This window comes from Streptomyces azureus (assembly GCF_001270025.1).
Taxonomy (GTDB): domain Bacteria; phylum Actinomycetota; class Actinomycetes; order Streptomycetales; family Streptomycetaceae; genus Streptomyces; species Streptomyces azureus.
This window is the reverse complement of sequence record NZ_DF968229.1, coordinates 42,244-52,093: the sequence shown is the minus strand read 5'-3', so window position 1 is coordinate 52,093 and position 9,850 is coordinate 42,244. Positions and strand designations below refer to the sequence as shown.

The following is a 9,850-nucleotide window of genomic DNA, read 5'->3' as shown; positions in this document are numbered from 1 at the left end:
GAAGTCCTCCCAGACCGTGAGCGTGGACTTGGCGCTGTCCTTGCCGACCGGGATCGCGAGGCCGTCCTTGCCCTGTGCTCCCGAGGGGGCCACGACCGGGCCCGAGGCCTCGCTGTCGTCGTCCTTGCCCGCGTTGGCCGCGACGACGCCGATCACCGCCGCGAGTCCCAGGACGGCGACGACGGCCCCGCCCACGATCAGCGCGCGCCGGCGCTTCTCAGCGGACTTCTGCTTCTCACGCTCGACCGCCATCTTCTCCCGGGCGGTGCGCTTTCCCTCACGGTTCTTCTCGCTCACACCCCGGAAACGAACCGGGGAGGCGCACCGCGCCTCCCCGGCCCCAGGTCCACCCGTACGAGGGACCTGTATGACTTCCGGCTTTCCTACGCCTGCCCGCGCACGCCCTGCGCGAGGTCACCCGCGAGCGAGCGCACGGCCTCGACACCGGCCGCGTCGTCCGGGGCGTCCAGCATGGCCTTGACGAAGGCGGAGCCGACGATCACGCCGTCGGCGAAGCCGGCGACCTCGGCGGCCTGGGTGGCGTTGGAGACCCCGAGCCCGACGCAGACCGGCAGGTCCGTGCCGGTGGCCCGGGTGCGCGCCACCAGGTCCTCGGCCTGCGAGCTGACCGACGCGCGGGTGCCGGTGACGCCCATGAGGGAGGCGGCGTAGACGAAGCCGCTGCCCGCCGCGGTGATCTGCGCGAGCCGCTGGTCCTTGCTGCTGGGGGCGACGACGAAGACGGTGGCGAGTCCGTGCTTCTCGGCGTGCTCCCTCCACAGCGCCGACTCCTGCACGGGCAGGTCGGGCAGGATGCACCCGGCGCCGCCCGCCTCGGCGAGCTCGGCGGTGAACCGCTCGACGCCGTAGCGGTCGATGGGGTTCCAGTACGTCATGACGAGCACCGGCTTGCCGGTGGCGGCGTGGGCCTCGCGGACCGTGCGCATCACGTCGGCGATCTTCACGCCGCCGCGCAGGGCGATGTCGTCGGCGGTCTGGATGACGGGCCCGTCGAGGACGGGGTCGCTGTGCGGCAGGCCCACCTCGACGACGTCGGCGCCGCCGTCCAGGACGGCCTTGATCGCCTCGATGCCGCCGTCCACGGTCGGGAACCCGGCCGGGAGGTAGGCGATGAGGGCGGACCGGCCCTCGGACTTCACCGCGGCGAGGGTGTCGCTCAGCAGCTGAATGTTCCCGCTCACTTGGCGTCCCCCTCGATCTCTGCGGTGTCGGTGTCCGCGTCGGCGGCGACCTCGGCGTCGGTGTCGTAGAGGCCGAAGTAGCGGGCGGCGGTGTCCATGTCCTTGTCGCCGCGGCCGGACAGGTTGACCACGATCAGCCCGTCCTTGCCCAGCTCCTTGCCGACCTCCAGGGCACCGGCCAGCGCGTGGGCGCTCTCGATGGCCGGGATGATGCCCTCGGTGCGGGACAGCAGGCGCAGGGCCTGCATGGCCGCGTCGTCCGTGACCGCGCGGTACTCACCGCGGCCGGAGTCCTTGAGGTAGGAGTGCTCGGGGCCGATGCCCGGGTAGTCCAGACCGGCCGAGATCGAGTACGGCTCGGTGATCTGGCCCTCGTCGTCCTGGAGGACGTAACTGCGGGAGCCGTGCAGGATGCCGGGCTCGCCGGCGGTCAGGGTCGCCGCGTGCTCGCCGGTGTCGACGCCGTGGCCTGCCGGCTCGCAGCCGATGAGGCGGACGGACTCGTCCGGGATGAAGGCGTGGAAGAGGCCGATGGCGTTGGAGCCGCCGCCGACGCAGGCGACGGCGGCGTCGGGGAGCCGGCCCGCGCGCTCCAGGAGCTCGCGGCGGGTCTCCACGCCGATGACCCGGTGGAAGTCGCGGACCATGGCCGGGAAGGGGTGGGGGCCGGCGACCGTGCCGAAGAGGTAGTGCGTGTGGTCGACGTTGGCGACCCAGTCGCGGAAAGCCTCGTTGATCGCGTCCTTCAGCGTGCGGCTGCCGGACTTCACGGCGATGACCTCGGCACCGAGCATGCGCATCCGGGCGACGTTGAGGGCCTGGCGCTGGGTGTCGATCTCGCCCATGTAGATCGTGCACTCGAGGCCGAAGAGCGCGCAGGCCGTGGCCGTGGCGACGCCGTGCTGGCCGGCGCCCGTCTCGGCGATGACGCGGGTCTTGCCCATGCGCTTGGTGAGCAGGGCCTGACCGAGGACGTTGTTGATCTTGTGGGAGCCGGTGTGGTTGAGATCCTCGCGCTTGAGGAAGACGCGAGCGCCTCCGGCGTGCTCGGCGAACCGAGGCACCTCCGTGAGCGCCGACGGACGGCCGGTGTAGTTGACCAGGAGGTCGTCGAGTTCCTTGGCGAACTCCGGGTCGTGCTTGGCCTTGTCGTACTCGACGGCCACCTCGTCGACTGCGGCGACGAGGGCCTCCGGGATGAACTTGCCGCCGAATGTCCCGAAGTAGCCTTCGGGGTTGGGCGTTTGACCCTCGGGGTCGGGGATGAAGAACTGGCTGGGCATGCGGAAACCTTCACGGTGAGTGTGTGTGGGATGCACTAATCGCCGTGGGGGCGGGGATTGTCTGTCGGCTGCGGGCCGTGTGTGGTTGCTCGCGCCCACGCGGCGGAGCCGCATATTCAGAACTGCCCCCGCGCCCCTAAAGGGCGCGCTGCCATCGCATGCCGTTGACCTGCCCGGGCTCGTCACCGATGACGTAGCGAACCCGGCGGCCGTGTACGCGGCGCGCGGGGGCTCGGCAGCCGCGGGGGCGGCAGCCACGCGCGAGGCGGGCGTACCGGTCCACGGTCGTCACGGTGCGATTCATCGGGGCCAGCCTAGCGGGAGATCAGCCCCGGCCGTGCCGGAGTGCGGGATGTTCGCCTGCCGCCACCAGGTCGGAGACCGCCGTCTTGGGGTCCTTGCCGGTGACGAGGGATTCGCCCACCAGAACCGCGTCGGCTCCGGCGTTGGCGTAGGCGATGAGGTCGTGCGGGCCGCGGACGCCGGACTCGGCGATCTTGATGATGTGGTCGGGGATCTCCGGTGCCACGCGCTCGAAGGTGCCGCGGTCGACCTCGAGGGTCTTGAGGTTGCGGGCGTTGATGCCGATCACGCGGGCGCCTGCGTCGACCGCGCGCTCGACCTCGTCCTCGTCGTGCACCTCGACGAGCGGCGTGAGCCCGATGGACTCGGCGCGCTCGATGAGGGACTCCAGGGCGGGCTGGTCGAGAGCGGCGACGATCAGCAGGACGACGTCGGCGCCGTAGGCCCGGGCCTCCCACAGCTGGTACGACGTGACGATGAAGTCCTTGCGCAGGACCGGGATGTCCACGCGGGCGCGGACCGCCTCCAGGTCGGCGAGCGAGCCGCCGAAGCGCCGCTGTTCGGTGAGGACGGAGATGACGGCCGCGCCGCCCGCCTCGTAGTCCGCGGCGAGTCCGGCCGGGTCGGCGATCGCGGCCAGCGCGCCCTTGGACGGGCTGGAGCGCTTGACCTCGCAGATGACCTTGACGCCGTCGCCGCGCAGTGCGGCCGCACCGTCCTTGACAGCGGGAGCCTTCGCCGCGCGCTCCTTGAGCTCGTCGAGGCTGACGCGTGCCTGCCGCTCCGCGAGGTCGGCACGGACTCCGTCGATGATCTCGTCGAGCACACTCACGCGAGCGGCCCCCCTTCCAGACTCTTGACATTTCCAGCGACCGATCGAAAACCGATGGTCACTGCGATGGTATCCGCAGCGGGGCGTAGGCTTCGCATCCGGTTGACGCCGGTCCCACTACCTGGACATCCGCCAGTTGATCAAGGATGGAGCCAGCCACCGAAGGGCAGGTTCCGGACAACCGTGAAGACCAGCAGCAACGCGCCGAGGCTCCACACCAGCCCCGGGCGGGGGTCGATCCGCAGCGGGCGCCCGCGCACCGCGTGGACCACCCATACGGTCCACAGCACGGCGAAGGCCAGATAGCCGAGGACGGCGAGCGCGTTGGCGTGCAGTGCCGCCGGGAAGTCTCCGTGGACGAAAGCGTGCGCGCTGCGCAGTCCGCCGCAGCCGGGACAGTAGAGGCCCGTGTAGTGCAGCAGCGGGCAGACGGGGTAGTGGCCGGGTTCGTTGGGGTCGACCGCGCCCACGTAGGCGAAGGCGGCGGCGACGGCCGCGAGCACACCGGCGGGGCCGGCCAGGCGGCCCGGGACGCTGGGCGTCACCCTTCGGCTGTCGGCGTTCACGGTATGCATTGTGCCCCTCACGCGACAACGCGGTGTTCCGCGGGGATCAGCCCTCGGCGCGCGCCGGCTCGCGGTCGCCCGTCATCCGGTGCGGCTGGTGCAGTTCCTTGGGCTGGCCGAGGCCCATCATCCGCATGATGGCGCCGACGACACCGCCGAGCAGCACGACGACCATGCCGGCCCAGAAGCCCACCGGCTGGTCCATCACCATGAAGGCGCCCGAGACGCAGAAACCGATGAAGGCGATCGTGACACCGGTCCAGGCGGCCGGGGTGTGACCGTGGCTGCTGCCCGCCATTGCTTGCTCCTCGTTGCTGTGTGCGTGTCTGAGCAGGACGCTCGTGGCCATTGTCCCGCACGCGCGCGTGGGCGGTGAGCGGGGGTACGCCTGGGAGTACCCCACTCCCCCGGGTGGCTCAGGCTCCGGTCGGGTCCTCGCCCCGGTCGAGTGCCTTCCACAGGTCCTCGGGCCGGTCGGGGTCGACGGCGGGGGCCTTGCGGCGCGGCTGGGGTGTGCCGCCCCGCTCGTAGCGGCCGGACATCGCGGGCCACAGCCGGCCGTAGCGCAGGGCGAGCAGCCCGGCCAGGAGGAGCAGGACGCCGCCGACCGCCGCGACGTACGGCCATGCGGTGTGGCTGAGGGTGTCCACGGAGGCGGAGGTGTCGCCGGAGGCCTGGGCGGCCTGCTCGTCGAGCGCGGAGCCGTCCGAGGCGCCCAGCAGGGCGGCGGCGACGATGCCCGCGCCGGAGAGTGCCAGCAGCGCGGCCACGACGAGGCGGCCGGCCCGGCGGACGGCGAAGACAGCGACGAGCGCGGCGAGGCCCACCACGGCGAGCGCCGCGGGAACGCCCGTGACGTCGCTGCCCTTGGCGGTCAGGGGGAAGGCGCCGCCGGCCACCATCGCGGTGCCCTCCGCCCAGCGCTGCCGGGTGGCGAGCAACGCCACGGCCGCGCCGAGCGCGCCGCACAGCAGCGCGACGGCGAGGCTCCGGCGTCCGGCCCGGGCGGATCCGGCGGCTTCGGAACGGGGGTGAGGTGCAGCAGTCACGTACCCCACTATCGCTTGAACCCCGGGCGAACCGTCACCCGGGGTTCATCTCAGGCCTTTCCCAGCCGATTCGCCGTGTGGACGGCCCTGAGGACCGCCGCCGCCTTGTTGCGGCACTCCGTGTCCTCGGCGACCGGGTCGGAGTCGGCGACGATGCCCGCGCCCGCCTGGACGTAGGCGGTGCCGTCCCTCAGGAGGGCCGTGCGGATGGCGATGGCGGTGTCGGAGTCGCCGGCGAAGTCGAGGTAGCCGACGCAGCCGCCGTACAGTCCGCGCCGGGACGGTTCGAGTTCGTCGATGATCTGCATGGCGCGGGGCTTCGGGGCGCCTGAGAGGGTGCCGGCCGGGAAGCAGGCGGTGAGGACGTCGAAGGCCGTGCGGCCGGGGGCGACGCGGCCCGTCACCGTCGAGACGATGTGCATGACGTGCGAGTACCGCTCGACGGACATGAAGTCGACGACCTCGACGGAGCCGGGCTCGCAGACCCGCCCCAGGTCGTTGCGGCCCAGGTCGACGAGCATGAGGTGCTCGGCGCGCTCCTTGGGGTCGGCGAGCAGCTCGTCGGCGAGGGCCTGGTCCTCCTGCGGGGTGGCGCCGCGCCAGCGGGTGCCGGCGATGGGGTGGACCATGGCGCGGCCGTCCTCCACCTTGACCAGGGCCTCGGGGGACGAGCCGACGACATCGAACCCGTCGAAGCGGAACAGGTACATGTACGGGGACGGGTTGGTGGCCCTCAGGACCCGGTAGACGTCCAGCGCGCTCGCCGTGCACGGCGTCTCGAAGCGCTGGGAGGGGACCACCTGGAAGGCCTCGCCGGCCCGGATGCGCTCCTTGATGTCCTCGACGGCCTCCTGGAAGTCGGGGCCGCCCCACAGCGCGGAGTACTCGGGGAGCTCGGAGGGCGGCAGCGCGGCCGGGGGCTGGGCGACCGCGCGGGAGAGATCGGCCTGCATGGCGTCGAGCCGGGCCACGGCGTCCGCGTAGGCCTCGTCGACGCCGGTCTCCAGGTCGTTGTGGTTGATCGCATTGGCGATCAGCAGGACTGAACCCTCCCAGTGGTCCATGACGGCCAGGTCGCTGGTGAGGAGCATGGTCAGCTCGGGGAGCTTCAGGTCGTCGCGCTCGCCGGGGCCGATCTTCTCCAGGCGGCGGACGATGTCGTAGCCGAGGTAGCCGACCATGCCGCCGGTGAAGGGCGGCATGCCGTCCTGGTGAGGGGTGTGCAGCGTCTGGATGGTGGCGCGCAGCGCGGCGAGGGGGTCGCCGTCGACGGGGACACCGACGGGCGGGGCGCCGAGCCAGTGGGCCTGCCCGTCGCGCTCGGTCAGCGTGGCGGCGCTGCGGACGCCCACGAACGAGTAGCGGGACCACGAGCGGCCGTTCTCCGCGGACTCCAGCAGGAAGGTGCCCGGGCGCTCGGCGGCGAGCTTGCGGTAGAGCGCGACCGGGGTGTCGCCGTCGGCGAGGAGTTTGCGGGTGACCGGGATGACCCGCCGGTCGGTGGCGAGCTTGCGGAACGTCTCGAGGTCCATGGCGGCTGACCTTACTGATCCGTGGCGGAGACGTCGGAGCTGCCGCCCTTGAGGAGCACGTCTTCGTCGAAGCAGGTACGTGCGCCGGTGTGGCAGGCGGCGCCGACCTGGTCGACCTTGACGAGCACGGTGTCGGCGTCGCAGTCGAGGGCGACGGACTTCACCCACTGGAAGTGGCCGGAGGTGTCGCCCTTGACCCAGTACTCCTGGCGGCTGCGCGACCAGTACGTGCACCGGCCGGTGGTGAGGGTGCGGTGCAGCGCCTCGTCGTCCATCCAGCCGAGCATGAGCACCTCTCCGGTGTCGTACTGCTGGGCGATGGCGGGCAGGAGGCCGTCGGCGCTGCGCTTGAGGCGCGCGGCGATCTCCGGGTCGAGACGGCTGGGCCGGGAGGACGTGCTGGTCATGATGACCATTGTGCCGCGCGCCACTGACAGGCCCGGTGGAGTGTCCACTGTGCGGACCTCCGGGCCCGCCGTAGGCTGACTTCATGTCGACCCATGCCAAGCGTGAACGGCTTCTCCTCGCCGATCTGTTGGAGACCGCTGGCCCGGACGCGCCCACCCTGTGCGAGGGCTGGACGACCCGGGACCTCGCCGCCCACGTGGTGGTGCGCGAGCGCCGCCCGGACGCCGCGGGCGGGATACTGATCAAGCAGCTCGCGCCACGCCTGGACCGGGTGATGGCGGAGTACACCGACAAGCCGTACGAGGAGCTGATCCAGCTGATCCGTACGGGGCCGCCGCGTTTCTCGCCCTTCTCGCTCAAGCCGGTCGACGAGATGTCGAACATCATCGAGTTCTACGTCCACACGGAGGACGTCCGGCGCGCCCAGCCCGACTGGTCGCCGCGCGAGCTCGACCCGGTCTTCCAGGACGCCCTGTGGTCCCGGCTGGAGCGCACCGCCCGGCTGATGGGGCGTGGCGTCCCGACGGGCCTGGTGCTGCGCCGGCCCGACGGCCAGACAGCGGTCGCCCAGCGCGGCACCCCGGTGGTCACGGTGACCGGCGAACCCTCCGAACTGGTCCTGTTCTCTTATGGCCGCCAGAGCGCGGCCAAGGTCGACCTGGAGGGCGACGAGAACGCGATCGCCAAGCTCCACGAGGCGAAGCAGCTGGGGATCTGAGGGGACCTTCTGAGGGACATGGAGAAGCCCCGGCCGCGCGACGCGACCGGGGCTCCCGACAGGCGGGTCACCGCACCGGGTGACCCGCCTCCCGCAGCGTCTCCTTGACCTCGCCGATGCGCAGATCACCGAAGTGGAACACCGACGCGGCCAGGACCGCGTCCGCGCCCGCCGCGACGGCCGGCGGGAAGTCCGCCAGCTTGCCCGCGCCGCCCGAGGCGATGACCGGGACGGTCACGTGCTTGCGCACGGCCGCGATCATCTCCAGGTCATAGCCGTCCTTGGTGCCGTCCGCGTCCATGGAGTTGAGCAGGATCTCGCCGGCGCCCAGCTCCGCGGCCCGGTGCGCCCACTCGACGGCGTCGATGCCGGTGCCGCGGCGGCCGCCGTGGGTGGTCACCTCGAAGGAGCCGGACTCGGTGCGGCGCGCGTCCACCGACAGGACCAGGACCTGGCGGCCGAAGCGTTCCGCGATCTCCCGGATCAGCTCCGGGCGGGCGATCGCGGCCGTGTTGACGCCGACCTTGTCCGCGCCGGCCCGCAGCAGCTTGTCCACGTCCTCGGCGGTGCGCACCCCGCCGCCGACCGTGAGCGGGATGAACACCTGCTCGGCCGTGCGGCGCACCACGTCGTACGTCGTCTCGCGGTTGCCCGACGAGGCGGTGATGTCCAGGAACGTCAGCTCGTCGGCGCCCTCGGCGTCGTACACCTTGGCCATCTCGACGGGGTCGCCCGCGTCGCGCAGGTTCTGGAAGTTGACGCCCTTGACGACCCGGCCGTTGTCCACGTCCAGGCAGGGGATGACTCGGACCGCCAGGGTCATGAATCCACCGTTCCTCTGAATGCCTCTAGTTCCACCGACACCAGAACGCGCGGGTCGACGAAGCCGTCCACCACGAGGAAGGTCGCGACCGGGCGCACGGAGTCGAACAGCTCCTTGTGGGCCCGGCCCACCTCGTCGAGGTCGCGCGTGTGTGCCAGATACATCCGCGTCCGGACCACGGACCCGATGCCGAGCCCGAACTCGCCGATCGCTTCGAGGGCGCTGGTGAAGGCCGCCTTGGCCTGCTCGTACGGGTCGCCCTCCCCGTACAGCACGTCGCCCTTGAAGGGTGTCGTGCCCGCCACCAGCACCCGGTCGCCCGCCGCCACGGCGCGCGCGAAACCGAAACTCTCTTCCCAGGGACTTCCGCTCTGCACGCGCCGTACGGCATCGCTCATGACGACACAGTCTCCAATGCCTCTTCCAGGGTGAACGCCTTCGCGTACAGCGCCTTCCCTACGATCGCGCCCTCTACGCCGAGCGGGACGAGCTCGGCGATCGCACGGAGGTCGTCGAGCGACGAGACACCGCCGGAGGCCACCACCGGGCGGTCCGTGGCCGCGCAGACGTTCTTCAGCAGCTCCAGGTTCGGGCCCTGGAGCGTGCCGTCCTTGGCGATGTCGGTGACCACGTAGCGGGCGCAGCCCTCCTTGTTGAGGCGCTCCAGCGTCTCGTAGAGGTCGCCGCCGTCGCGGGTCCAGCCGCGGCCGCGCAGGGTCGTGCCGCGGACGTCGAGACCGACGGCGATCTTGTCGCCGTGCTCGGCGATGACCTTGGCGACCCACTCGGGGGTCTCCAGGGCGGCCGTCCCGAGGTTCACGCGGGTGCAGCCGGTGGCCAGGGCGGCGGCGAGGGTGTCGTCGTCGCGGATGCCGCCGGACAGCTCCACCTTGATGTCCATGGCCTTGGTGACCTCGGCGATCAGCGCGCGGTTGTCGCCGGTGCCGAACGCGGCGTCCAGGTCGACCAGGTGCAGCCACTCGGCGCCGGACCGCTGCCAGGCGAGGGCGGCCTCCAGGGGCGAGCCGTAGGAGGTCTCCGTACCGGACTCGCCGTGCACCAGGCGGACCGCCTGGCCGTCACGGACGTCGACGGCGGGGAGGAGTTCGAGCTTCACGGAAGACATCGAGGGGG

The 9,850-nt window shown here is 71.7% G+C and carries 13 protein-coding genes and 1 pseudogene; 1 reads left to right on the top strand and 13 read right to left on the bottom strand.

Features of this window, described 5'->3' with window-relative positions; genetic code table 11:
* The 10 genes and pseudogenes from AOQ53_RS09310 to hisI form a co-directional block, all read right to left on the bottom strand.
* Window positions 1–297 (bottom strand): annotated as a pseudogene (locus AOQ53_RS09310) (hypothetical protein); the annotation flags it as partial.
* 86 nt (window positions 298–383) lie between these two features.
* Entirely contained in the window at window positions 384–1,202 is an 819-nt protein-coding gene (gene trpA / locus AOQ53_RS09305) for a tryptophan synthase subunit alpha (RefSeq protein ID WP_059416513.1), read from the bottom strand.
* Window positions 1,199–2,485, bottom strand: a complete 1,287-nt coding sequence (gene trpB, locus AOQ53_RS09300) for a tryptophan synthase subunit beta (RefSeq protein WP_059416512.1) — start codon at window positions 2,483–2,485, stop codon at window positions 1,199–1,201. Before trpB ends, trpA begins: the two co-directional genes overlap by 4 nt.
* Before the next feature lie 136 nt (window positions 2,486–2,621).
* Window positions 2,622–2,789 carry a tryptophan biosynthesis modulator TrpM gene (gene trpM, locus AOQ53_RS44535; RefSeq protein ID WP_167745701.1) on the bottom strand — a complete coding sequence of 56 codons (168 nt, stop codon included), beginning with the start codon at window positions 2,787–2,789 and terminating at the stop codon, window positions 2,622–2,624.
* 21 nt (window positions 2,790–2,810) lie between these two features.
* Window positions 2,811–3,620 (bottom strand): indole-3-glycerol phosphate synthase TrpC, encoded by an 810-nt coding sequence (trpC, locus tag AOQ53_RS09295; RefSeq protein ID WP_059416511.1) that lies wholly within the window; start codon window positions 3,618–3,620, stop codon window positions 2,811–2,813.
* A 140-nt stretch (window positions 3,621–3,760) separates the two neighbouring features.
* The gene (locus AOQ53_RS09290; protein ID WP_059416510.1) at window positions 3,761–4,195 is read right to left on the bottom strand and encodes a DUF2752 domain-containing protein; all 435 of its coding nucleotides are present in this window, start codon (window positions 4,193–4,195) and stop codon (window positions 3,761–3,763) included.
* Between the two features lie 37 nt (window positions 4,196–4,232).
* A complete protein-coding gene (locus AOQ53_RS09285; RefSeq protein WP_059416509.1) occupies window positions 4,233–4,484 on the bottom strand; it encodes an HGxxPAAW family protein in 252 nt (83 codons plus the stop codon).
* 118 nt (window positions 4,485–4,602) lie between these two features.
* A complete protein-coding gene (locus AOQ53_RS09280) occupies window positions 4,603–5,244 on the bottom strand; it encodes a TIGR02234 family membrane protein (RefSeq protein ID WP_059416508.1) in 642 nt (213 codons plus the stop codon).
* A 41-nt stretch (window positions 5,245–5,285) separates the two neighbouring features.
* A complete protein-coding gene (locus AOQ53_RS09275; protein ID WP_059416507.1) occupies window positions 5,286–6,767 on the bottom strand; it encodes an anthranilate synthase component I in 1,482 nt (493 codons plus the stop codon).
* A gap of 11 nt (window positions 6,768–6,778) precedes the next feature.
* The gene (gene hisI, locus AOQ53_RS09270; protein ID WP_059416519.1) at window positions 6,779–7,174 is read right to left on the bottom strand and encodes a phosphoribosyl-AMP cyclohydrolase; all 396 of its coding nucleotides are present in this window, start codon (window positions 7,172–7,174) and stop codon (window positions 6,779–6,781) included.
* An 83-nt stretch (window positions 7,175–7,257) separates the two neighbouring features.
* Between hisI and AOQ53_RS09265 the strand changes: the two genes are divergently transcribed.
* Window positions 7,258–7,893: a TIGR03085 family metal-binding protein gene (locus AOQ53_RS09265; RefSeq protein WP_059416506.1), complete on the top strand. Its 636-nt coding sequence runs from the start codon at window positions 7,258–7,260 to the stop codon at window positions 7,891–7,893.
* 67 nt (window positions 7,894–7,960) lie between these two features.
* On the opposite strand, the gene hisF is transcribed toward AOQ53_RS09265, so the two are convergent.
* From hisF to priA, 3 genes are read right to left on the bottom strand one after another with little or no spacing between them, the layout of a single operon-like run.
* Entirely contained in the window at window positions 7,961–8,716 is a 756-nt protein-coding gene (gene hisF / locus AOQ53_RS09260) for an imidazole glycerol phosphate synthase subunit HisF (RefSeq protein WP_059416505.1), read from the bottom strand.
* Window positions 8,713–9,114, bottom strand: coding sequence for a RidA family protein (locus tag AOQ53_RS09255; RefSeq protein WP_020271433.1), 402 nt, complete (start codon window positions 9,112–9,114; stop codon window positions 8,713–8,715). The genes hisF and AOQ53_RS09255 overlap by 4 nt, the downstream gene beginning before the upstream one ends.
* Entirely contained in the window at window positions 9,111–9,842 is a 732-nt protein-coding gene (gene priA, locus AOQ53_RS09250; protein WP_059416518.1) for a bifunctional 1-(5-phosphoribosyl)-5-((5-phosphoribosylamino)methylideneamino)imidazole-4-carboxamide isomerase/phosphoribosylanthranilate isomerase PriA, read from the bottom strand. Before priA ends, AOQ53_RS09255 begins: the two co-directional genes overlap by 4 nt.
* Window positions 9,843–9,850: the final 8 nt, after the last annotated feature.

What these genes read in the sequence shown, in the direction of transcription:
- trpB (WP_059416512.1), bottom strand. Translation starts at nt 2,485, where the DNA reads ATGCCCAGCCAGTTCTTCATCCCCGACCCCGAGGGTCAAACGCCCAAC.
- trpM (WP_167745701.1), bottom strand. Translation starts at nt 2,789, where the DNA reads ATGAATCGCACCGTGACGACCGTGGACCGGTACGCCCGCCTCGCGCGT.
- AOQ53_RS09290 (WP_059416510.1), bottom strand. Translation starts at nt 4,195, where the DNA reads ATGCATACCGTGAACGCCGACAGCCGAAGGGTGACGCCCAGCGTCCCG.
- AOQ53_RS09285 (WP_059416509.1), bottom strand. Translation starts at nt 4,484, where the DNA reads ATGGCGGGCAGCAGCCACGGTCACACCCCGGCCGCCTGGACCGGTGTC.
- AOQ53_RS09275 (WP_059416507.1), bottom strand. Translation starts at nt 6,767, where the DNA reads ATGGACCTCGAGACGTTCCGCAAGCTCGCCACCGACCGGCGGGTCATC.
- hisI (WP_059416519.1), bottom strand. Translation starts at nt 7,174, where the DNA reads ATGACCAGCACGTCCTCCCGGCCCAGCCGTCTCGACCCGGAGATCGCC.
- AOQ53_RS09265 (WP_059416506.1), top strand. Translation starts at nt 7,258, where the DNA reads ATGTCGACCCATGCCAAGCGTGAACGGCTTCTCCTCGCCGATCTGTTG.
- hisF (WP_059416505.1), bottom strand. Translation starts at nt 8,716, where the DNA reads ATGACCCTGGCGGTCCGAGTCATCCCCTGCCTGGACGTGGACAACGGC.
- AOQ53_RS09255 (WP_020271433.1), bottom strand. Translation starts at nt 9,114, where the DNA reads ATGAGCGATGCCGTACGGCGCGTGCAGAGCGGAAGTCCCTGGGAAGAG.
- priA (WP_059416518.1), bottom strand. Translation starts at nt 9,842, where the DNA reads ATGTCTTCCGTGAAGCTCGAACTCCTCCCCGCCGTCGACGTCCGTGAC.